The organism is Spirochaetota bacterium (assembly GCA_035477215.1).
In the GTDB taxonomy this organism is placed as follows: domain Bacteria; phylum Spirochaetota; class UBA4802; order UBA4802; family UBA5368; genus MVZN01.
In genome coordinates this window covers 121,553-143,421 of record DATIKU010000030.1, presented here as the reverse complement: position 1 = coordinate 143,421, position 21,869 = coordinate 121,553, and the positions used below count along the sequence as shown (strand labels likewise).

Sequence of the window (21,869 nt, the reverse complement as noted above, 5' to 3'; positions counted from 1 at the left end):
CGACCTGAATCATCCATAACCGGAAGTATCGGGCTTCCCCGTTTCATTGCAGCTTCAATATAGCTAAACGCGCGCGTAAAAGCTTCCCTCAAGCACGGCCTTTTCGGCGCACTCCACGAGTCGCCGAAGCTCCACCGAGTGGCTGTAAGAGGCGCGAAGCTCGATGCCGATCCAGGGGGCCTCGAGCTTCAGCGAGGCGAAGCCGCCATAGAGTATATACTTTTGGCCGCGCTCGCGATGCAGCGGAGCGGCCGCGTCCCAATAGCGGCTCGCGCCGCCGGAAAGCAATAGCCTGAATGTTGACAGCGGCGCGGCGGCGCCGGCGAAGAAATTGTATCCCAGCGAGGCGCGCAGCTCGCGCAGAGGCGGAACCTCGATGCGTTCGTCGGTCATTTTCGAAACAAGGTACTCGCTGGGCTTCTGCCCCTCCGCGTACACGTCGAAGAATATCCGGTTTTTATAGTTCTTTGCGATCAGGAGGCCCAGCGTATAGAGCGCGGCACGTTCTTTAAGATTGTTGGCCAGGTCCGGGTCCTTTGGCGTCGTCCCGTCTCGTGCCGTGGCGCTTCGCACCCATACCGCGTCATAGGGCTCGTCGTTGTAGAAGGCCGTTCTTTTAAAGATCAGCGTGAAGCGCGGCGTCGAGGGATTAAGCGGTCCGGTAAACAGCCCGGCAAGCTCGGTGACGGCCAGTTCCACCGCAACGGATTCCATTTCCTCACCGAGAAGTGTCGCGGTCGTGGAGAGAAAATCGAAGAGCTCGGACGACACGAACCAGCGTGTTGTGAGCTCGGATTTGTTCGCATAATCCATGGTGCCGTCGTCGTTCGGCTCGATCTGGTTGTTTATGATCACGCCTCCGTGCACGTGGAAGTACGGCCGGTAGAGCAGGGAGAGCGCGAAGATATCGTCGAAGAACTGCGTGTACTTGTAGTCGGTGACGGTCTCGGAGCCGGCGTCGCCGCGGTCGATGGTCGTCTGCCGGGTCAATCCGTAGTGAAAGCCCGTTGCGGTGAAGCCGAGCGCGGGGCCTTCTTTGTGCGAAGGGGCGGCCGGGACCTCCGGTACGCGCGCGGCGTCGTCCGCGGGTGTGGCCCCGTCACCGGCCGGTTTACGCGGTCCGACGGGCAGGATGATGCTGAGGCTGCCGTAGGTGCGTACCAGTGTCATGGGCACGGTACGCTCCCCGCCGGTCATGGTGACCGTGTTGACCTTGAAGGCCGGTATCCAGTTGATGCGGCCGTAGATGTCGACGTACGGGTGGCGGTCCAGGATGACCTTCCAGCGTTCGGCGAAAAGGCCCTGGACCGTCTCGCTCCGCGAGACGGCGTTGTGGAGCGTGGATGCCTCGTAGGCAACCGGGTAGACGGCGCGTGGCGCGAAGGCTCCCGCTGCGCAAAGCGCGAGGAGCACGACCGGGAGGTGAAGAATACGGAAACGCATGGGCATTATGGTCGCTTCCGGGCGCGCATTCAGCAAGCATAATTTGGCGGGAAGCCGATTGAATCCCTCCGCCTCCGGGCCGGCTGAAGACGCAACCTCCCGTCGCAAGGCCGGCATTGGCATATCCTGTGCGTCACGCGCCCCCTTTGCCAAAGTGGGCTCCTGCGAAGCGTACTTTCTGACAAAGAATTCATATCTTTATTATGTAAACAACAACTGGTTCCAGACGACGATCATGATTGTCGCCTGAAAAACCGACCGGCTATATGAATACGGCCTCCCTTTGCCAAAGGGGCGCTGCCGGAGGCCGAGGGGATTTTTCACGCGCCAAGTACAACTATTAACCGGCAGCGGCGGCCAAAAATGTATTTGCCTTTGACGGCGCGACCGTGTTGAATAGCATTGTACCGTGTGTTCTGACCGCCGGCGGCGCGTATCCGCGGTTGCGCGAAAAATCTATTGGTGAAACGATGGTAAGACATGAAAATGCTGATTGTTGAAGACGATCCCTTCGTACAGAAGGTGGTGAAAAAGGTGTTCGCCGGGATGGGCTTCGAGGTGCTCACCTGCGGCGACGGGGCCACGGCCCTCGACTTCATAAAGAACGACCGCATACAGTTCGCCGTGATCGACTGGATTCTGCCCGAAATGGACGGCCTCACGCTCTGCCGCAGGGTGCGCAAGCTCAAGCTGTCGCGCTACATATATATGATCGTGCTCACCTCGCGCAACCGCAAGGAGGACCTGGTGCAGGCCCTCGACTCCGGGGCCGACGATTACATAGCCAAGCCCTTCGACGAGAGCGAACTTGCGGCGCGCGCCCGGGTGGGGATGCGCATCATCCAGCTCGAAAACAAGCTCATCAACAACCAGAAGCGCCTCATGAAGCTCGCCAAGGAGGACCCGCTCACCGGCATCCTCAACCGGCGCGCGCTCTTCGACGGTATACTGAAAGAGATCAACCGGTCATCGCGCGAGGGAGCGAGCGTGGCGACCATCCTCGTCGACGCCGACAACTTCAAGGCCATCAACGACACGCACGGCCACCTGGCCGGCGACGTGGCGCTCGCGGAGTTCTCGCGCAGGCTCCAGGATTCGTGCAGGGAATACGACCTGCTGGGGCGCTACGGCGGCGAGGAGTTCCTCGTATTCCTGCCGCGCACCGACCGCGAGGGCGCCATACGGGTCGCCGAGCGCATTCGGAGCTCATTACGGGAAAAACCGATGGTCTTCGGCGATCATAAAGTGGAACTCGGCGCGAGCCTGGGCATCTGCGCCTATACCTTCGAGAAATCCAGGAAGCGGGCGGAAGACGTAGAGGCCGTTTTCGACGAAATGATAAAACGCGCCGATTACGCGCTATACATGGCGAAGAAAGAAGGGAAGAACCGGGTGGTGGTGTATACGCCATAGATCATTCTCTCACGGCCCTCATTTAATATCGTATTTCCGTAAAACGCCGATCGCCGACTTCGGACGGCACTCCGTCCGCGCCCGCGTTACGGCGTGACAGAACCACGGAGACAGCTCCAGTGACAGGGCCCTCAGCTCGGCCGCGTCTTCCTTCACGTGGCGGCCGTGCATCTCGCTCCTAAACCGCACCAGAGCATGTGGTCATGGTTCAGCGGGACGTGCCGCCCTTCCGCGAGAAATAGAGTGATGGGTCCGCGTCACCCTCCGCGGCCTCGCCGGCCTGGAAGTCGCCGGTCGATCCGCACGAGAGCGAAAGAACACAGGTGGGAACGACGAGGAACAATCCCGCCGGAACGCTCATCGCATACCCCCCGGCCCCTTCCCGGCGATCGTCCTCTTGATCTCCTCGAACCTCTCTTCCGTGAGGTCGTACGCGCCGAACGGAATGTAGCTCAGTAAAAGTGCCGCCGCAGGAAGCAGGCAGAAGGCGATACGAATGCCGGTGGCCACGTTCGCGCCCTGCGGCCCGGAGGCGTCGAAGCCCGAGAGCGCCAGCGCGAAGCCCATTATGCCCGGGCCGACCGAATAGGCCATCTTCTGCCCCGAGGCCCACACGCCGGAGAAAATCCCCTCGCGCCGCATGCCCGACTTCATCTCGTCGTATTCGATGGTGTCGGGAAGCATCGAGAACGGAAAGAGCTGGAAGCTCGAAAAACCGATGCCCAGCAAAAACACCTGTACATAAAACAGCATTAATTGCGACGCCTGCGTGAAGAACGTCGACACCAGCATTACGCAGATGATCGCCAGCCCGATCCGGTAGGCGCGGATCTTTCCGAGTTTTTTACCAATTTTTACCCACACCGGTATGAACACGATCGCGGTGCCGAACAGTATGGGAAACACCACCCCCATGGCTGTCTCGGGAAGCATCATGACGTGCTTTATGTAATAGATGAGCCCCGCCATCAGCACGCCGATGCCGGTCGACTGCAGCATGTAGCTCGCCATGAGCATGATGAACGGGCGGTTTTTCAGCGCGATGCGGATCTGCTCCCGCGCCGGGGGCGTGATGTCCTTTACCGGAAGCGTCCTTGCCCGGCCTGTACCCATGAAACACACCAGCGTGATGAGCGCGATGGCGGCGCCGAAGACGATACCCATGAAACGGAAGCCGTCCGCGCCGCCGCCTCCCATCCCGACCAGCGGCATGGCCAGTCCCCCGGCCGCGAGAACCCCGATCGACGAGCCGATCATCCGGAACGAGGTGATCGACATGCGCTCGTTGTAGTCGTCGGACATCTCGGCCACCATGCTCGAATAGGGCACGTTGACCACGGTGAAGGCCGTACAGCCCAGCGCGAACATGAGCGCCACGTGCAGGGCGCGCGCCGACTCGGACTCGTAGCCGGGCGCGATGAACATGACGAGGAAGGAAAGGCCGAAGGGCAGGGCCCCGAAGAGGAGATAGGGTCTGCGCCGGCCCCAGCGCGAGCGCGTTCGGTCGGAGATCGCGCCCATAATGGGGTCGGACACCACGTCCCACAGCTTGGGGAAGAGAAGCACGAGCCCCGCAAGCGCGGGATTGATGCCGACGACATTTGTAAGGAAGAATAGAAGGAAAAATCCCGAGGTTACGATGAAGATGTTGCTGCCGATGTCGCCGAAGCCGTAGGCGAGCTTGATGGACGTGGCGACCTTTTTTAATGCGGCGGCGTGCGAGGATGGCTGGGTGGGTTTCATTGGTACCTCCTGGTAGGTACAATACATCTTGCGCATTATATGGTTTTTGTCAATTCATTAGATCAGTCTGGCGGGTGTGGAGCGTTCGGCACGGGCGGCGCGTATGACCGGGGTCCGGGTGTTTTACTTACGGGTTGTGACGCTTGCATCTACGATTGTTGTACTGTCCGGCACCTCAGCGCAGCGACTTTCGCGTCATAGAAAGATAATCCTCGAAGAGCATCTCGGGGGTGATGCCGTAGACCTCGCGAAACGACTCCTTCCGCATGAGGATCACCTGCATCACTCCGATCACCTGTCCCCAGAGAATCAGCATGAGCTGGCGCGCGGTGCGGCCGGTTCGGATGAGGCCCCGCTCGATATCCCGCTCGATGGCGCGGGTAACGATGGCGCCGTACTCGCGCGAAAGCGCCTGGCACTGCGAGCGTAAGTCGCCGTCCTCGGAGACGGGCGGGTCGGAGACGTAACGGTACAGCTTCGACTCGTAGGTCATGAGAAGCGCAAGGTGCCCGGGATGGTCAAGCGAGAACTGGTAGAACGCCCGGCCCAGTCCGATGGAAAGGGGCTGGTCGTCCGGAACGGGCCCCGCGACCGCCTCCTCCAGCGCGGCCTTGAAGAGCACCTGCCCCCGCTTCACAACCGCAAGGAAGAGATCTTCCCTGTCTTTAAAGTAAATATAGATGCTGCGCTTGGTGTAACCCGCCGCGCGCGCGATGTCGTCGACCGTGGTCCCCTCGTACCCGCGGGTGAAGAAAAGCTTCTCGACGATGTCGATGATCCTGTTCATGCGCTGCTCGCGCTCCCAGGCCTTGCGTTCGTCGCTTTTTATGGTGCGTTGTTTCTTTTGCATTGAACTGTCCGTGGTACGGCTCCTTTCAGTTGTGAAATTAGTATCGGATATATCCTGTCATTGCGAGCCCCGGCCATATCGGGGCGTGGCACTCGCATACAGCAACCGGCTTTATGCCAGTGGCTTGTTGCCTGTTGAGATCGCCACGTCGGCCTGCGGCCTCCTCGCGATGACAGAGAAGATATGCCGTATGCCATCGAGGCGTTGTCCCCGGCTTTATACTGTCATTGCGAGCCCCGGCCGTATCGGGGCGTGGCAATCTCTCTATCCGCAAGGTTCCATGAATCAAGCCGTTGCCTTTTGAGATCGCCATGTTGCTGCGCGCCTCGCGATGAGCGCCTGGTGCTATGCAGTATCGCCGAGCCCGATTTTCATACACCCGGCCACTTTTTCTATTGACAAATCATTACGCTGCTATACATTGCAGCAATGTATAATTAATTACATTATTGTGTAATTAATAAAAATGCAAGCACAAAACGAAATGCAACCGAGCGTCGCGAACGACATCCACCCGCGCGCTATGAAACTTCCGGCCGATCCATCCGCCGGCCGAGCGGAAGCACCATGCCCCGGCCCGTACGGCGCCTTCCGCGCGCGCCCGGCCGCGTTTGCCGGCGTGCCGGTCCGGACGAAGCCGCCCCGGTGCTTCAGCGTGCGTCACGCCGCCGCGCCTGTCAACATTTTGTGCGCGGGCGCTCCGTATTTATTCGCGGAGGCGGACGCGCCACGCCGCACGCTTTTTCCGGCCCCGGCGGGCCGAACCGTCACGCAGCGCCGCGCGGCACGACACCATGCCCGGCACACGGGCCTCGCCGGGCGTACACATCACGCGCACTGTGCCGTTCCAACGAGCGGCTGTCACGATAATCACTTTAGGGGGAAAACGCATGGAACTCTATGATCTCACAAAATCCTACACGCTTTTCGAGGAGGCGAAGAAGTACGTGCCCAACGGCATCTATGGGGCGCGCACGCCGAACTTCCTGACCTTCGGCTCGCACCCGGCCTTCATCGCGCGCGGCGAGGGCTGCCGCATATGGGACGTCGACGGCAACGAATACATCGACTACATGTGCTCGTTCGGCACCAACCTGCTGGGCCTCAAACACCCGAAGATCGACGCGGCCGCGAAGGCGCAGATGGAAAAAGCCGACTGCTTCACCCTGCCCAGCGACCTGTGGATCCCGCTGGCGAAGAAGATGACCTCGACGATAAAGGGCGGCGACTGGTGCGTCTTCGCGAAGAACGGCTCGGACGTCACCTCGTATTCGCTCGCGGTGGCGCGCGCGTTCACCGGCAAATGGGAGATTCTGCTGGCAAAGGGCTCCTACCACGGCGCGCACCCATGGTGCCAGCCCCATGGCGCGGGCGTGCCCGACGAGTGGAAAAGCCACATCCACTACATCGAGTACAACGACCCGGCCGGCCTCAAGCGCGCGGTCGAGGCCAACAAGGGGAAGGTCGCCGCGATCATCCTGACCCCGCACCGCCATGACTCCATGAAAGACCAGGAACTCCCCACGAAGGAGTTCGTCGACACGGTAAACGCGCTGGCGAAAAGCGAAAGCTTTCTCATCATCGTCGACGACATCCGCTGCGGCTTCAGGCTGAAGCTGTCGGGAAGCGCCGACCACTACGGCTACAACGCCGACCTCCAGTGCTTCGGCAAGGCCATGGCCAACGGCTACCCGATCGCCATCGCCATGGGCAGGGACGAGCTCAAGCAGGCCGCGGGAAGCGTCTTTTTCTCCGGAACGCACTTCTTCTCGGGCGTGCCCTTCGCCGCCGCCATGGCAACGATCGATGAGATCAAGGCGAGCGGCGCGATCGAGAAGATCGAGAAGCTCGGCGCCAAGCTCATGAAGGGCCTCGCCGACGCGGCCGCCGCCGCGGGCGTAAAGGTGACCATGTCCGGTCCGCCGGCCATGCCGTACATGAATTTCGCCGACGACCCCATGTTCGAGAAGAACCGCTACTTCTGCGGCGAGGCCTCGCGCCGCGGCATCTTCCTGCACCCGCACCACAACTGGTTCGTCTGCGCGGCCATGGAAGAGGCCGACATCAAGAAAACGGTCGACGTCGCGGCCGAGTGCTTCAAGCTGACCGCCGCAAAGTATTAGCCCCCGCTTCGGGCGCAGGGTCCCGCGAACGCATAACGAAAACGGCGTACCCCGAAAGGGATACGCCGTTTTTTCGTACGTGATGTGCCGGCCCGCCGGGGACCGGCACACGCCGCCTCAGACCGCCCGCGCGCCCCCGGCGAAACCGTCGCGTATCTTCGCCATGACGAACGAGAAGCGCTCCGTAAGCCTTCCCTCCCCGGCCGCCGCGCGGATGCCGAGCGAGAGGTACGCGCTCTTCATGGATATTCGGCACGCGCGCGAGAGCTCTATGGTGGCCACGGTCGCGTGCCTGAGGATGAACCTGAAGGCCCTCCGGTACGCTTCCTCGTCGACGGTGCGGATGTCGGAGGACATCGCGTCGGGGTGGAGCTTCATCACCATGTTGTGGACGATGGGATGAACGAAACCGTACCCGTGCAATGCCGCGTACCCGTTAAGCCGGATGAGCCCGTTAAGCCACTCGCAGTACGAGGCCAGCACCCCGCCGGAGTTCGCCAGAATGTCCGGAAACGAAACGATGCCGCGCTCCGCCAGGGTGTCCTCGGCGTCGCAGGTAACCGGTCCGTTCGCGCCCTGGAGCACGTACTCGCAGGCCAGGCGCCCGGCGCCGACGGCGCCTGCGTGCGGCCGCTCGAACGACACGATGACGTTCTCGAGCGCCGAGGGCACCACCACGTTCACCACCGCGGTGAGCGGAAGGAGCGTGTTTCCGGCCGCGAACTCACAGCCCTCCAGCACGTCCGGCGGGGCGTCGCCAAGCGCGCGGCCGCCGGCGCAGAAATCGGTCAGGGCTGCGATGTTCGGTATGCGGCGGCCGTGCAGCACCGTGCCGCTCACGTCCGACACCATGGTGACGGCCGCGCCGATCTCGTCGACGAAGCGGGCGAAGGAGGCGCCCACCTTGCCGAAGCCCTGGATGGCGAAGGTGAGGCGCGACATGCGCTCGCGCGAGCGGCGCGTGTACTCGGCGTCGAGCTCCAGCGCCTCGTCCACGCGGCCGGGGTCCAGCCAGAGCGCGGCGTCGGGGTAGTCGCGGTAGTTGAGCTGCGCGGCGAGCACCTCGACCATGCCGCGCCCGGTGGCGCCGGCGCGCAGGGCCAGCCCGTGGCCGCCGGGCTTACCGGTGATGGCCGGAGCGGCGTACTCGGCCGCGGCGGGGAAGTCGGTGGCGATGCGCGCCATTAGGTCGGTGTCGGAAACGGGAACGCCGAAGTGCCGCTTCAAGCGGCGCGCCGGCTCGGGGCTGTCGGTGTTCTTGACGATCGCCGCGGCGTCGGCGCCCACGTTCAGCGTGAGGCGATCGAACATAATGCCGATCTCGGGACCGCCCACCCCCACATCGCCGGCGGGCACATCGGTAAGCGGGCCGATCCCGGCGCGATAGTACAGAAAGTCCGCGTAGGCGCGGAAAACGTTTGTCCGCGCGGCGGCGCGCTTCTGTTCGTCCTCGCCGCGGAATGAGGTGTCGCCCAGAATGCCGCCCTTGCCCGCGGAGTAGAAGGGAACGCCGATCCCCATGGTTTTGAAGAGCATATTGGTCGAGAGCGCGCCCTCGCCCGAGAACGAGACGTGCGACTCGTGCGCGCGGATGCCGCCCTTGCCGATGCCGTGCCCGGCCATCCTTATAAAGAGAAAGCCCTTCCCCGTAAGTGGCTCCACGTAGTCGTCGAAGTACACGCCGCTGAAGCGGATGAGCTGTACGATCTCCTCGTCGGTGAGCGGCCTGCTCTCGCGGTCCCTCTCGCGCGCGAAGGGCACGGACGCCGCCGAGAAGATGTCCTTGAGCGTGCACCAGTAGTAGTCGTCCTTCATGTCGGGGGTGGGGTTGAGCAGGTAGTTCTTCACCAGGGCGAAGGCCCTGGCGCGGATCTCGGCGCTCGGCTCGGCGAGCAACGCCACCAGCGGCATTAGGTACTCCTTGCGGCGATCTTTCTGGAGCTCGTCGATGAACGAGATTTTCAGGTAGTCGTCCATGGAGGCCATGCGGCGAAGCAGATCGCGCACCTCGAAGGCCGAGATGGGCGCGGGCCGAAGCGGCGAGAGCCGGTTGAAGAGCTCGGCCTGGATGAACGATACCAGCCCCGGCTCGAGAAGACTGGCTGGCAGGTAGACGCAAACCGACGCGCACTCCAGGCCGCCCACGGTAAGGAATTCCGCGTACTCCCGGATGAAGCGGAGCCCCTGACGCTCGAAAACCCGATGCAGTGTGCTCAGGTGCTCGAGGAGGCGCTCGCGCGAAACGCAGACGCGCACGCGGCGCTCCGAAGTCCCGACGCCGGTGGGAGCGCCCGCGTCCTCAACCATGATCGAGATATCCTCGCCGCCGGCAAGCGTCAGGCGCATCGCAATCCACGAGCGCAGATGCCGCACGGCGGCCCTTTCTTCGCCCCGGTCGAGCCGTTCGGCGACGGAGGAGGGAAGTCCGGAGGTTAGGAATTCATCGATCTGCGCGTCCGTAAGCGCAAGGTCGAGGTCGGCGGCGCAGCTGCGCACAGCGTCCCGCGCCACGGCGCCGGGCCGGCGGCCGACGGCGCGCTCCTGTACCGAGAGAAGGTAGAGCACCCGGGTATCGCACTCGCCGCCAGGCCCCCCGATGCGGTAGGCGAAAAGCCGTGCCGACGCGTCGCGCTCGCGCCTCAGGATGCTCACGATGTCCTCGAGAACGCGAGTGGAAAGCCCTATATCCTCCGAGATGAAAAACAGGTGCCGGTTTTCGAATACGCCGCGCACGTCGATGCGCGGCGCCTGCCCGTCCGCGCAGGCGCTTTTCTCCTGGTAGCGGTTGTGTTCGATGATAAAGGCCAGCTCCTCGACCCCCAGGCCGAGGTCGCGGATGTCGCCCGAGAGGAAATGGCTGCCTTGATCCAGGCGCCGGAGCGCCGTCCCCAGCTCGCGCTCGATGGTGGATTTGGACAGCTCGGAATTGCCTCTTAGGATGCCGTAGAGCCGGTTGAGATCCTCTCCGGTGAATACGGAACTCGTAATGCCTCGGGGAAGCGTCCTGTCGGTGGTCCGATCGTTTGGCATGGCTTTCATCCCTCCTGTGGTCGGTGTGGCGCGCGCCGCCCTGAAATCCATTGTAAGAGAACCAGAGGCTTTAATATTACACTATAATGTAATGATATACCACATAGTGTAATATAAGTAATTGGGTAGAAATTTGTCAATAGTATTTTGAATCAAGGGGCGGCGGACGGAGATGGAAGGACGATCGGAGGGACAGCCCGGCAGACCTGGGAGTGATACACTGTGATACGGGGCGGGCTTGTATGAAAGGTTTAACCGTCCCCAAGCGCGATGAACGCGGAAAGCGGGCCGACGAGCAGGGCGTTAATCCCGGCGAACGAGCCCTTGAAAATTACGAATTGCCAGAACGTCATCGAATCCACGTTGAGCGCGGTCAGTACGAGAATGAGAACCGGTGTCAGGACTAACAGATAGATAACACCCAGGACAAGCGACCTTATCCATAAATTTGCGGGTAAATGCCTAAGAACGGGGTGTGATACACTGCGTCGTGTTAGTGCGGTGATTTTTTTCTGTTTGATTTTCTGGTACGTCGTCCAGGTGATGACAAGACAGGTCAGGAAAGTCAGCAGAAAAATCATGATCATCGAATCGGCGACGATGCCCGGCCAGCCCCAAAGCGGCATGACCGATAAGGCCACGAAATATCCGATAGCGAAATTGATCGCAAAATTGATTATCGCGCTCACCACGCCCTGATCGAAAGAAATATATCTCTTATGTATGCTCTCCATGTGGAACCTCCGTTTTGTTGCAAGGAGCATATACCATACCGCCCGATATGCAAAGCGATTAATGTTGTCTGATCGGGTTAATAATAACTCAAATTTGTTGACAATTCGGCACGCGGGGGATATATTAATGAAGTTAATTTGTCGTGCTTACCGGCTTAAACCTGGAAAATGGGCGAGGAACGCGGATGAACACCAAAGACAAGGCAATAGCTGACAATCGTGGATATGCGGTGGCGGAAAGCTTTATTGATAACGTAAGCCTCTGCAAGGGTTATTTTACGGAATCTTGTAGAAACGAATTAAGGGAAATCAACAAGCATGAGATAATAATCAAAATATGCGAGATGCTCGGTCCATACGCCGAAAATCTCAATCTTGCCGAGGAAATTTTTGAAAAGATAAAATATGACACGGCCAATTATATTGTGCATCATGAGTACGACTCGGTCAACGGCGTCAGTACCAACCTGTTGTTATGGCTGGACGGCAGGGTTAATCCTCAAAACGCAAAGAAGCTTAACAAGTTTATAAAAAAATACCTTAAATAAAGTCCCCGCGCGGCAACGCCGTGAAAAAAGATACGCTGCTCCTCCACGCCTGTTGCGCCCCATGCGCGGCCCATGTTATCGGGGTTCTTGGTAAGGACTTTAACATAACCGCATATTTTTACAATCCAAACATATCGCCCTTCAAGGAATACTCGAAACGCCTGTCCGAGCTTGAAGACTATTCGGTCAAAAGAGGCTTTCCGCTTGTTGTCGGCCTGTACGACCCCCGCAAGTGGACTTCGGCGGTTAAAGTGCATCGATTTGAAGGCGAGCGCTCGGTGCGCTGTATGTTTTGCTTTCGTTACAGGCTTGAGGAGTGCTTTCGGTACGCACGCGACAATTCCTTCGATGCCGTTGCAACGGTCATGTCCGTGAGTCCGCACAAAGACGCGGCGATGCTTAACGAGACGGGAAGAAGCCTGAAGCGTCGGTACGGTATAGAATTTTTCGAAGCCGACTTTAAGAAAAACGACGGATACCGAAAGTCCGTGGAGATTTCCCGGACAAACGGCTTTTACAGGCAGGACTACTGCGGATGCGTATATTCGAGCATGGAAAGAAAAATTAATTCTCTCCGGAAAACTTCATCCTAAAAGTTTTAACTTTTCCCCACTCTTAATCGTATTAATTACAGGCACTCACATAACGCCGATTCTTTCATGCCAGGGTTCGACAAATTTATGGCCAGACTGAGTCGTGAACAGATGAAAGCTTCGCGCTCCGACGGAGGCGTTACGCTGGTTATCGCCGGGGCGGGGACGGGCAAAACCAAAACCCTCATCGCCAAGCTTACGGCAATTATTTCACGCGATAAAATCCCTCCCGAAAACATTCTGGTTCTCACTTTCAGCAGGAAGGCCGCCGAAGAAATTCGTAACAGGGTGCAGGAAGAAATAGGTGCATCGGCGCTCGGACTCCCGGCGGAAACCTTCCATTCCTTCAGTCTTTCATTGCTCAGATCACATTCCGATATCTTTATGCCTCTGATCGGGTATGACACTTTTCCGTCGATACTCGATGAATCGGACAGGGGCGGAATGATTAGAGATATTGTGCTCTCGAATATAGATGATTTTCTCGGCATTCCGGCCGAAGTGGTCTCTCGTCTGATTGATGATCTGGACAGGATAGACGGCAAAGGTATCGCAAGACTTGCAGAACACGGCCTTTTGGAGAAGATCCGCTCTGCGAGGAACGTGTTTCGTCGTACAAAGATACGTCGCGGCTGCATGGATTTCCAGGACATGATTAGCCACGCCATTTTGCTTCTCGATAAGTACGAATCGCTCGTACAGGCCGTCCGCGACCGATACCGATATATACTGGTTGATGAATTTCAGGACACTTCACCGGAAAATTTTAAACTGCTCAGACATCTGCTGCCGGAAAAAGACGCAAATCTTTTCGTTGTCGGCGACGACTGGCAGTCAATTTACGGGTTTAGAGACAGCAGGATAGAATATATAGTATCTATGCGCCGTTATTTTCCGGAGGCTGAAATACACAGATTGACGGTAAACTACAGATCGCGGCATGAGATCGTTGAACTTTCCAACAGATTTATAAAAAGAAATAAATACAGGACCAACAAACGGTTACGATCGTTCAAAGGACGCGGAGGGGCTGTTTACCGGCATGTTGTTAACACCCGCGATCAGGAAAACAGTATAATAACGTCCATATTATCAAATTCAGAGGGCGGAAGCGAAAGCACGGTCATTCTGTACCGTAACAACTGGCAGGGAAGGCATATTGCCATGCATCTTGAAAAAATGCTTCCATCAACCGTACTCGAAAACCTGGCACTTATGACCATTCACTCATCCAAGGGACTGGAGTTCGACACGGTCATTCTGGCGGGTATTGCCGACGCGATTATTCCCGATCCCGGTTCCGAAATTGAAGAAGAGAGGCGCCTGCTGTACGTGGCGCTGACCAGGGCGCGCGAATCACTCCACCTTATCTGCCACTCCGGCAAAGACGGTTCCCTGCCACGGTTCGCGCAGGAGTTGGGAAGGGTGTAACATGCCTTCCCTGTCATTAATTTAGGGCAAAATTCTCAATTTATAAATGTCGGGCGGCAAGGAAGGTATACTGCCGTCTCCCTCAAGCAATAGCATACACAAAGTGCGAAATGTACACCATAAAAACAGCAATTTTACGGTTGACAGAAATGAGCGTGATTATTAATAAACGGACTGGATATCATGTATTGGTTTTATGCCGACCGGCGCCATGCAGTCATTATGGTGCCGTATCAGGGGATCAACACACATTAAGGAGCACGGGATGGACAAGTTCATACTCGATCTTATCAGGGAGTACCCGCTCGCGGTTCATCACACCTTCTACATAGCTTCCATCATTTGCGTATGGGTGATGATTACGGGATGCATACGCTTTGGAATCGCCGTCTACCGGCGTAAAAAAGGTATCTATCCGCCGGCCGCGAGTCAGATGGAAGAACACTGATTAAGAGGGCGGTATAACTTCAGCACAAAACGGACCGGAAGGTCCGTTTTGTGCGTATTTAGAAAGTCTTCTGATAAAAATTCAAGTCACCGCCGGGTTCCATCGAACAGGCATATCGCATTCAACGCTCCGCTTCAATGCCCGATGCGGTCCAGATGATTCCTGTGAAGATCTATTTCAAGACTTTCGATTTCCGTTTTCTCGGTAAAATTGATAAATCCTCTCCGGATCGACGAAAATAAACCGGTCACCGGTTTACAGCCCAGGTCCTCCAGTTTTTTCTCCAGTCCACGGTAGTTGATAAATTTTAAATTGTATTTAATAACTACCCGGTTGCCCTTCTCGCTGGCCTTCACATGATCAACTCCCAATACCATTCCGAGCGTCGATTCTATCTTCTGAACGGTGCCGTCTTTAACAGGCTTTCTTACCCTGATACTGTTTGTTTTTACTATATTCTTCATTTGAGCCTCATTTTTTCATTTGTAGTTTAATTTGTCGCCAAGCAGAATCTTGCACCTTCGGACGATTAACATATTGTATTTTCAGATACAATTGTGAAAAATCCATAAAACAATTGTTACCTTAATAATATAGCGGAAATATTCCATTAGAGCAATAAATTTTTAAAGAATGCTAAATTAATATAATTCTAAAATTCAATGTTCTTAGCAAACGGACCGGGCTTTACTTTTTATACCGAAAGGGCAGTGGGATTACTGTTTCTGCACAAGGTTATGAATGATCTGGCTCAGTTCATCGACTTGAAACGGTTTTTTAACAACGGCATTGAAGCCGTATTTTTTATATTCAGCCATCACCGGATTATCCGAGTAGCCGCTGGACACAATCGCCCTGACGTTCTGGTCGAGCTGGCGAATCGCTTCCATTGTCGCCTTGCCGCCCAATCCTCCCTGGATGGTAAGGTCGAGTATCACGAGGTCAAACGGGTCGCCCACGTCCATGGCATGCGTAAAATATTCAAATGCCTGTGCGCCGTCCCGCGAACAGTGTACCCGGTACCCCAGTCGCGACAGGAGTTTTTCGGTAACCCTGAGTACCTGGGTATCGTCGTCCATTAAGAGGATTTTCCTCTGGCCGAGACCCGACACAACGGGAACGCTTTCGATTTCACAGGATTTGCCGACGGATGCGGGAAAAAACAGGGTAAACGTCGCCCCCCGTCCCAATTGAGAGCCCACATCCACGTAGCCCGAATGATTTTTGATTATGGAATATACGGTCGAGAGACCGAGGCCGCTGCCGTCTTTTTTCGTGGTAAAATATGGATCGAATATTTTCTGCAGCAGTTCCTCGGGTATACCGGGGCCGTAATCGCGTATGGCGATGACAACATAGCACCCCGTTGAAAACGGATATCGCCTTTTCTCTATCGGGCCGATTACCCTGTTTTGGGCCGTGATTTCAATTTTACCGTCACCCCCCATGGCCTGCAATGCATTTATAAGGAGATTGTTGATGACTTGGCTGATCTGCCCCTCGTCCACATCGACAAGCCACAGGTCGTCCGCAATGGAGAGGTCGTATTGTACCGCGGCTCCCCTGAGCGTAAAAGTTACGGTCTCCCGGATAAGCTCGATCAGCGAAGTGGTCTTTTTAATCGGAGCGCCACCGCGGGAAAAGGTAAGGAGCTGAAGGGTGAGGTCTTTTGCTCTATAGGAGGCCTTTTCGGCATCCGACAGGGATTCGAATATCTCCGATTCGGCGTCGATATCCATCTTGGAAAGCGCGATATTCCCGATTATTGAAGTGAGTATGTTATTGAAGTCATGCGCGATACCGCCGGCAAGCAGTCCCAGCGATTCGAGCTTCTGCGCCCTGTGAAGCTCTTCTTCGATGCGACGGCGGTCGGTTATGTCCCTGCAGTTGACGATAAGTCCCTTTAGGGTATGATGACGTGTTATCTCTTTGGCCTTGATTTCAAGGGTTCGCCAGGACGCGTCCCGATGCTTGACCCTCATTTCGACGGAAGGTATGCCCGAGGGATTTCGTAGAAACTCGGAATATGCCGCAACAAACTTCCTCAGGTCCCCGGGATGAATAAACTCGCTAACATCTTTGCCGATCATGCCTTCGGTACCGTAACCAAGTATTCTTTCGACGGATGGACTCTGATAGATGATCGTTCCGGACTTCTCGAGGATTAAAATCAGGTCCGAGCCCTCTTCTGTCATCATTCTGAACAGCTCTTCACTCTCCCGAAGCGCAATTTCGGCCTCCTTGCGGGCCGTAATGTCCCTTGTTATCGTAAGTATTGCAGAGGGCCTTCCGGTTGAATCTCGGACAAATGTAGCCCTGTTCTCGGTCCAGATAGTTTTATCCGACGACGAAAGAGTTTCGACCAGTTCAAAGGTAACGGTACGGGCTGGATCTCTCCGGGCGTCATTGAGGAGTTCTTCCTCAATCATTTTCAACAAACCCTCGCGGGACTCATCATCAAGATGGACGCCGAAGGCCGACCCGACATAGTCATCTTCAGGCGAGCCGAAGAGTTCAATGGCATAGGGATTGGCGTAAATATAACGCATCGTCGCAAGGTCGAGAATACGTATCGCGTCACGGACCGTATCGGTGATGAGCCGATGAAGCTTCTCTCTTTCAGCAAGCCTTTGCTCCGCTTCCTTTCTCTGTGAAATATCGATGATTATGCCTCTTAATCCTGCGAATATACCATCCTTCATTTTTCTGTTCGAGTGGACGAGCGCCGGGAACGTTCTTCCATCCCTGCAAACAAGCGTGTATTCAGAAGCTTCCGATTTAAGGCCGTTTATAATCTTTTGGATATTGGCAATCAACTGCGGATGTTCCCATACAACGACAGCACTTAATATGTTGAATCCTTTCTTAAAATCATCCTCACTGTAACCGAAAAGTCTATAAGCACGCTCGTTAACGTAGGTCAGAATTCCGTTTGGATCGGTCTCGAATACGACCTCCGGAAGGTTTTTGGCGAAAAGTCGGAAACGCCGTTCACTCTCGACCAGGGTAGATTCCATCCTGTGGCGCTCCGTAATATCCCGGATAAAGCTTGAAGTGGCCGGATGCCCCTCCCATTCGATATCGACAATATGGGCCTCTACGTGGAGAATGGAACCGTTTTTAGCGATAAGCCTGAATGAGTACTGCCGCGAGGAGGCATTATCCGCAGTCCCCTCGGGTATGCCGTCGTAATCTTTATCCCTGTCTTCGGGATGAACAAACTCGATGAACGGCCTTTTAAGGCATTCATCAACGCCGTAACCGGCGAGGTCGCCGATGGCTGGATTCACGAACCGGATGATTCCATCCTGAATGACGACAATGACGTCGCGCGCCTTTTCGACGACAAGGCGGAAAATATCACCGTTTTGCAGCGAGGTTTTTGACGATTTCGCCATCACTGATTAATCGTCATTAATGGCTTTAAAGATGTCATTTTATTATTGCTGCGTTACACGGGAAGTATGGCATTTTCTTCCCCCGGTCTCTCAGTGAAAATCTATACCCAAGAGAAAAAACCAAGCTTATTGAAGAATGTGTACGGATTGATTTCATAGAGACACCATAATTTCAACAGAAAAATACCCCGTATATGCGTGATGCAGTATCTTTGATCAAAAGGACCCACAGGGGCCTTCTTTAAACGCATTAATGTTCCCACTTTATAAACGACTCCTTCAGGTCCGCCATTGCGTTGACGATGAGCTCGACAAGTCCTCCGTAGATGATGCCGGACTTCCGTTGCGCGTCATAATAATCGAGAATATCCCGAATCTGACCCTTGCAGTTGGAACACGGGGCGCATACATATTTTTTCACTTCCGGGCCGGGCTCGTCCGCGAAGGCGGCGAGTATCTGCTTGAACTTCTTCCTGCCGCTGACGGCGACTCTCCAGTCCTTGAAATTGTTCTGCGACATTACCGCAAAACCGCTGCCGCCGCCGCAGCAGTAATTGTCGACACCGTGCGGGGTCATCTCCCTGAATTTCGGGCAGAGGTAGCGCAGAATCCTCCTCTGTGGCTCGACGATGCCAAGGTTGCGGACGATATTGCATGGATCGTGCAGGGTGACCGGAAAATCGTTCTTCGACGGATCGAATTTGATTTTGCCGCTGAAGACGAGCTCTTCCAGAAAAGTCATGGAACTTTCCCTCGGGACGTTCATGTCCCCCAGGAGGATACGGTCCGCGATGGTCATGAGGGCCTTGTGCTGGTGCCCGCATTCGCCCATGACTATTTTTTTGACTTTGAGTTTTTTCGATACCTCGGCGTGCCTGAGTGCTATGCGGGCCAGCTGTATATCGTCATAGAAGAGCCCGTAATTGACGCCGTCGTAGGCGGGGTCGCTGGACGCCAGCGTCCAGCTTATGCCGGCCGCATTGAGGAGAATCGTAAATGCGGCGGGGTTTTCCGGCCATGAGAGGATCTCGCCTGCGTTGTGCATAAGCAGCACGTCCGCGCCTTCCCGATCCCACGGCGTGACCACGTCGAACCCGGTAAGTTCGGTCATGTCCTCGTCGATGAACTCGATATTGTCCCTGACAACCTTAGGGCTCATCCCGGTCGAAGAGCCCACCTTGAGCTGAAGCATCGTTCCCTTTTCGTGGAGCTCGCGCGGCGCCCAGCCCAGTTCCTGGCTGAAGAGCTTGCGAAGCTCGTGTGTGATGAGGCCGTTATCGACGCCCATGGGGCACGCCTGTGCGCATCGGCGGCACATGGTGCAGCGGTATGCCAGCTCGTACAGACGACTTATCGTAGTCCAGGTAAGTTCGATGTCCTCATTGTTCAGTTTTGCCAGGAGTTTCCCCCCGGGTTTCAGGTACTTGTTCGCCAGGCGTCGAAATACCTCCGAACGATAGGTGGGACGGTACAGGTCGTTTTTGCCGCTTTCCTCGTAAACCGGGCACGAATCGCTGCAGGTCTGGCATTTCGCGCAGTATTCGAGCGACAGTATGAGCGGCTGCAGAAACGTCCAGTTGTTTTCCCTGCTCAAGAGCTTCTGCAGCCCCATAACGAAGAGGTCCACGTATTTCTTCTCTTCCTCGGTATTCCCGGGCTTCTGAAGACTCAGGCCCACAACACCGTCGAGGTTGCAAACGATGCGTCCTTTCTGCTCCTCGGTAACCTGCTTCCATCCCGGCTGCTCCTCTATTTTATCATAGGGGGGGGGAAGCGGAAGCATCTCGTCTATTTTCAACTCGGTAACAGGCACATCCCCGTTAAGGGAGATATCCCTAATTTTCAGGCTTTTTTTCATCTTTCATCTCCTCGGTTGCCGCGTCCACCCAGTTCTTCTTTCCGTCGCTCTTCACGTGGGGCGCAGACCAGCTCATGGGTTGCTGCAGCTGGGCGTTCAGCTTCCGGGTCATCGTCACGCTCTGGGGTCGGTCGTTCCATCGGACCTCGTGATAGGTGAAGTATTTGGCGACAAAGTGAATCATACTGGTAAACGGAAGGTAGGTTAAAAAAATCAATGCGATGATTATATGTAGTCCTACCGGAATGGCGACGTATGACTGCGGCGAAAGAGTAATGACGGATCGCGCAAAATAGCTCAATTCGAGAGCATAATCACCGGTCGCGAAGAAGGCAAACAGTCCGCTTCCGAACAGGAGGCCCATCAACACAAGGTTAAGATAGGTCGACGTACTGTTGAACGGTTTGAGGTCGGGATCGACAAATCTCTTGACGAGCAGTCCGGACGATCCGACGGTTCCCGTCAGGTAACCGCCGATAACAAAGATCGATACAAGAGCAAGTGTAAAATCGAGCACGGCGACGGCGGATGCAAACGTTAAAAGGACCGCGCTGATGAAAACGAATCCAACGGCCGCCGCGAGCAGGTATATCCCGTTATGAAATAAAAACGTGAACGGCCATAATCCCCGGTTGTTCGCCCATACTCCTTTCAGGAGGAATATCTCCTTCGCCATGTAGACCATTTCGTTGATTATCGAGCTCTCGCGCTCCTTTGTCCACCATTCATATTCCTCGAGATACGAACCGCCATATGCACTCTTTCCCTTTTCGTGCGGGACAGGTGCGAGTTCCCACCGCAGATGGACGGGCATTCTGGCTATTTTAATTGTTCGGTAAGCGACAACGCCGATAAAAATCACGACCGCCGCGTATGTGCATATCATCAAAACAAGAGCAGACACAGGTCCCTCCTTGATTATAATCGTATCAACAAAAATACCTCTGGCAACGGTAAAAATCCATAAAACCCCCGCCTTAATAAGCGATTACGCGACCGTCACAAAGGTTTTCGATATCAGCCGGTCTTCCACCAGTTTTCCAACTTTCTCATCCTGCATTTCTTTTGTCGACACGCCTTACTCCTGTCGCTTTTTTATTGCCGTGCTTCTTCCCGAACCGCCACCGTTATCTGGTAAAGCAGCGTCAGTATGAGAAAACCCAGCGCCCACACGCCGAGGCTTATGATGAGCTCGGGAGCGGTCGGGAAATATTCGGTTATCGAATTAAAAGGATTCGGAATGAAACCGCCTACGACCAGTCCGAGCCCCTTGTCCAGCCAGATGGAGAAAAAGACCGCCGCGGCTCCTGTCGCAAGCCAGCGATCGTTGCGACGCGTCGACGGATTGATAAGGAGCGCCAGTGCCAGCACCGCAAGTCCCAACGAGGTCCACATAAACGGAACCAGTGCCCCGTGCCCATCGAGCCCGAAGAAAAGATAGTCGAGGGAATGACTGTGCCCGGGTATCCCGCTGTAATACGCGGTGAAGAACTCAAGGCCGATAAAGAACAGGTTAATCGTCATGGCGTAGGCGACGATCTTGCCCAGCGCCTGGATCGGCTCGCGGCCCGGATCGAAACTGGTGTACCGGCGGACCACCATGCAAAGCAGAATGAGCAGCGCCGGCCCCGACGCGAACGCAGAGGCGAGAAAACGCGCCGCCATGATCGCAGTAAGCCACAGGTGCCGGCCGGGGATGCCGGCATACAGAAACGCGGTTACCGTGTGGATGCTCACCGCCCAGGGGATTGAAATATATATAAGCGGCCTGGACCATGCAGGCGGCGCGACGCCTTTTCGCTCCGCGCCGAGCGTCGCCCATCCTATGAACAGGTTAAGGAGCAGGTACCCTATGAGCGCAACCGTGTCCCAGAACATCATGGAATTCGGCGTGGGATGGAGGAACATATTGAATATTCTGAACGGCTGTCCCATATCCACGAATACGAAAAGTATGCACATGATCACCGCCGAAATGGCGAGGAACTCGCCAAGGATGGTGATCTTCCCGAATGCCTTGAAATCGTGAAGGTAGTAGGGGAGCACCACCATGACCGCGGAGGCCGCAACGCCGACGAGAAAGGTAAACTGCGAGATATAGAAACCCCACGAGACGTCCCTTCCCATGCCGGTAACCACCAGTCCCTCGGAAAGTTGTCTCAGGTAAAAGAACACCCCCGCCCCCGCGAGCGCGAGAAGAATGAACACGAGCGTCCAGTATTTTCTGCTTCCGGAAAGCGCTTTTTCAAACATACCG

At 56.1% G+C, this 21,869-nt stretch carries 18 protein-coding genes; 6 read left to right on the top strand and 12 right to left on the bottom strand.

Going from position 1 to position 21,869, the window contains the following annotated elements:
• Positions 1-63: 63 nt before the first annotated feature.
• Positions 64-1,449, bottom strand: a complete 1,386-nt coding sequence (locus VLM75_06605; protein ID HSV96589.1) for a hypothetical protein — start codon at positions 1,447-1,449, stop codon at positions 64-66.
• 474 nt (positions 1,450-1,923) lie between these two features.
• Here VLM75_06605 and VLM75_06600 point away from each other — a divergent pair, with 474 nt between their 5' ends.
• On the top strand, positions 1,924-2,856 hold the full coding sequence (locus VLM75_06600) for a diguanylate cyclase (GenBank protein HSV96588.1): 933 nt from the start codon (positions 1,924-1,926) through the stop codon (positions 2,854-2,856).
• 18 nt (positions 2,857-2,874) lie between these two features.
• On the opposite strand, the gene VLM75_06595 is transcribed toward VLM75_06600, so the two are convergent.
• From VLM75_06595 to VLM75_06580, 4 genes are all read right to left on the bottom strand, one after another.
• On the bottom strand, positions 2,875-3,027 hold the full coding sequence (locus tag VLM75_06595; GenBank protein ID HSV96587.1) for a hypothetical protein: 153 nt from the start codon (positions 3,025-3,027) through the stop codon (positions 2,875-2,877).
• Positions 3,028-3,064: 37 nt separating this feature from the next.
• Positions 3,065-3,217: a hypothetical protein gene (locus VLM75_06590; protein ID HSV96586.1), complete on the bottom strand. Its 153-nt coding sequence runs from the start codon at positions 3,215-3,217 to the stop codon at positions 3,065-3,067.
• Positions 3,214-4,599, bottom strand: coding sequence for an MFS transporter (locus tag VLM75_06585; GenBank protein ID HSV96585.1), 1,386 nt, complete (start codon positions 4,597-4,599; stop codon positions 3,214-3,216). Before VLM75_06585 ends, VLM75_06590 begins: the two co-directional genes overlap by 4 nt.
• A 175-nt stretch (positions 4,600-4,774) precedes the next feature.
• Entirely contained in the window at positions 4,775-5,449 is a 675-nt protein-coding gene (locus VLM75_06580; protein HSV96584.1) for a TetR/AcrR family transcriptional regulator, read from the bottom strand.
• Positions 5,450-6,339: 890 nt separating this feature from the next.
• On the opposite strand from VLM75_06580, the gene VLM75_06575 reads away from it, so the two are divergent.
• On the top strand, positions 6,340-7,572 hold the full coding sequence (locus tag VLM75_06575; GenBank protein ID HSV96583.1) for an aminotransferase class III-fold pyridoxal phosphate-dependent enzyme: 1,233 nt from the start codon (positions 6,340-6,342) through the stop codon (positions 7,570-7,572).
• A gap of 117 nt (positions 7,573-7,689) precedes the next feature.
• On the opposite strand, the gene VLM75_06570 is transcribed toward VLM75_06575, so the two are convergent.
• Together VLM75_06570 and VLM75_06565 are read right to left on the bottom strand one after the other, a co-directional pair.
• Complete coding sequence (locus tag VLM75_06570) at positions 7,690-10,602, bottom strand: Glu/Leu/Phe/Val dehydrogenase dimerization domain-containing protein (GenBank protein HSV96582.1); 2,913 nt, start codon at positions 10,600-10,602, stop codon at positions 7,690-7,692.
• Positions 10,603-10,853: 251 nt separating this feature from the next.
• Positions 10,854-11,336 carry a hypothetical protein gene (locus tag VLM75_06565; protein ID HSV96581.1) on the bottom strand — a complete coding sequence of 161 codons (483 nt, stop codon included), beginning with the start codon at positions 11,334-11,336 and terminating at the stop codon, positions 10,854-10,856.
• Positions 11,337-11,521: 185 nt separating this feature from the next.
• Between VLM75_06565 and VLM75_06560 the strand changes: the two genes are divergently transcribed.
• The 4 genes from VLM75_06560 (at position 11,522) to VLM75_06545 (ending at position 14,356) form a co-directional block, all read left to right on the top strand.
• Complete coding sequence (locus VLM75_06560; protein HSV96580.1) at positions 11,522-11,884, top strand: hypothetical protein; 363 nt, start codon at positions 11,522-11,524, stop codon at positions 11,882-11,884.
• A 20-nt stretch (positions 11,885-11,904) separates the two neighbouring features.
• Positions 11,905-12,477 (top strand): epoxyqueuosine reductase QueH, encoded by a 573-nt coding sequence (locus tag VLM75_06555; GenBank protein ID HSV96579.1) that lies wholly within the window; start codon positions 11,905-11,907, stop codon positions 12,475-12,477.
• Between the two features lie 87 nt (positions 12,478-12,564).
• Entirely contained in the window at positions 12,565-13,908 is a 1,344-nt protein-coding gene (locus VLM75_06550) for an ATP-dependent helicase (protein ID HSV96578.1), read from the top strand.
• Between the two features lie 265 nt (positions 13,909-14,173).
• The gene (locus tag VLM75_06545) at positions 14,174-14,356 is read left to right on the top strand and encodes a hypothetical protein (protein HSV96577.1); all 183 of its coding nucleotides are present in this window, start codon (positions 14,174-14,176) and stop codon (positions 14,354-14,356) included.
• Positions 14,357-14,490: 134 nt separating this feature from the next.
• Here VLM75_06545 and VLM75_06540 read toward each other — a convergent pair whose 3' ends face one another.
• From VLM75_06540 to nrfD, 5 genes are all read right to left on the bottom strand, one after another.
• Entirely contained in the window at positions 14,491-14,820 is a 330-nt protein-coding gene (locus tag VLM75_06540) for a hypothetical protein (GenBank protein ID HSV96576.1), read from the bottom strand.
• Positions 14,821-15,072: 252 nt separating this feature from the next.
• Positions 15,073-17,754, bottom strand: coding sequence for a PAS domain S-box protein (locus VLM75_06535; protein HSV96575.1), 2,682 nt, complete (start codon positions 17,752-17,754; stop codon positions 15,073-15,075).
• Positions 17,755-18,004: 250 nt separating this feature from the next.
• Positions 18,005-19,612: a (Fe-S)-binding protein gene (locus tag VLM75_06530; protein HSV96574.1), complete on the bottom strand. Its 1,608-nt coding sequence runs from the start codon at positions 19,610-19,612 to the stop codon at positions 18,005-18,007.
• Positions 19,590-20,516, bottom strand: coding sequence for a respiratory nitrate reductase subunit gamma (locus VLM75_06525; GenBank protein ID HSV96573.1), 927 nt, complete (start codon positions 20,514-20,516; stop codon positions 19,590-19,592). The genes VLM75_06530 and VLM75_06525 overlap by 23 nt, the downstream gene beginning before the upstream one ends.
• A 191-nt stretch (positions 20,517-20,707) precedes the next feature.
• Positions 20,708-21,865 carry an NrfD/PsrC family molybdoenzyme membrane anchor subunit gene (gene nrfD / locus VLM75_06520; GenBank protein ID HSV96572.1) on the bottom strand — a complete coding sequence of 386 codons (1,158 nt, stop codon included), beginning with the start codon at positions 21,863-21,865 and terminating at the stop codon, positions 20,708-20,710.
• Positions 21,866-21,869: the final 4 nt, after the last annotated feature.

Excerpts from the sequence above, each read along its gene's own strand:
- VLM75_06605 (HSV96589.1), bottom strand. The coding sequence starts at position 1,449 with ATGCCCATGCGTTTCCGTATTCTTCACCTCCCGGTCGTGCTCCTCGCG.
- VLM75_06600 (HSV96588.1), top strand. The coding sequence starts at position 1,924 with ATGAAAATGCTGATTGTTGAAGACGATCCCTTCGTACAGAAGGTGGTG.
- VLM75_06595 (HSV96587.1), bottom strand. The coding sequence starts at position 3,027 with ATGCACGGCCGCCACGTGAAGGAAGACGCGGCCGAGCTGAGGGCCCTG.
- VLM75_06590 (HSV96586.1), bottom strand. The coding sequence starts at position 3,217 with ATGAGCGTTCCGGCGGGATTGTTCCTCGTCGTTCCCACCTGTGTTCTT.
- VLM75_06585 (HSV96585.1), bottom strand. The coding sequence starts at position 4,599 with ATGAAACCCACCCAGCCATCCTCGCACGCCGCCGCATTAAAAAAGGTC.
- VLM75_06580 (HSV96584.1), bottom strand. The coding sequence starts at position 5,449 with ATGCAAAAGAAACAACGCACCATAAAAAGCGACGAACGCAAGGCCTGG.
- VLM75_06575 (HSV96583.1), top strand. The coding sequence starts at position 6,340 with ATGGAACTCTATGATCTCACAAAATCCTACACGCTTTTCGAGGAGGCG.
- VLM75_06570 (HSV96582.1), bottom strand. The coding sequence starts at position 10,602 with ATGCCAAACGATCGGACCACCGACAGGACGCTTCCCCGAGGCATTACG.
- VLM75_06565 (HSV96581.1), bottom strand. The coding sequence starts at position 11,336 with ATGGAGAGCATACATAAGAGATATATTTCTTTCGATCAGGGCGTGGTG.
- VLM75_06560 (HSV96580.1), top strand. The coding sequence starts at position 11,522 with ATGAACACCAAAGACAAGGCAATAGCTGACAATCGTGGATATGCGGTG.
- VLM75_06550 (HSV96578.1), top strand. The coding sequence starts at position 12,565 with ATGGCCAGACTGAGTCGTGAACAGATGAAAGCTTCGCGCTCCGACGGA.
- VLM75_06545 (HSV96577.1), top strand. The coding sequence starts at position 14,174 with ATGGACAAGTTCATACTCGATCTTATCAGGGAGTACCCGCTCGCGGTT.
- VLM75_06540 (HSV96576.1), bottom strand. The coding sequence starts at position 14,820 with ATGAAGAATATAGTAAAAACAAACAGTATCAGGGTAAGAAAGCCTGTT.
- VLM75_06535 (HSV96575.1), bottom strand. The coding sequence starts at position 17,754 with ATGGCGAAATCGTCAAAAACCTCGCTGCAAAACGGTGATATTTTCCGC.
- VLM75_06530 (HSV96574.1), bottom strand. The coding sequence starts at position 19,612 with ATGAAAAAAAGCCTGAAAATTAGGGATATCTCCCTTAACGGGGATGTG.
- nrfD (HSV96572.1), bottom strand. The coding sequence starts at position 21,865 with ATGTTTGAAAAAGCGCTTTCCGGAAGCAGAAAATACTGGACGCTCGTG.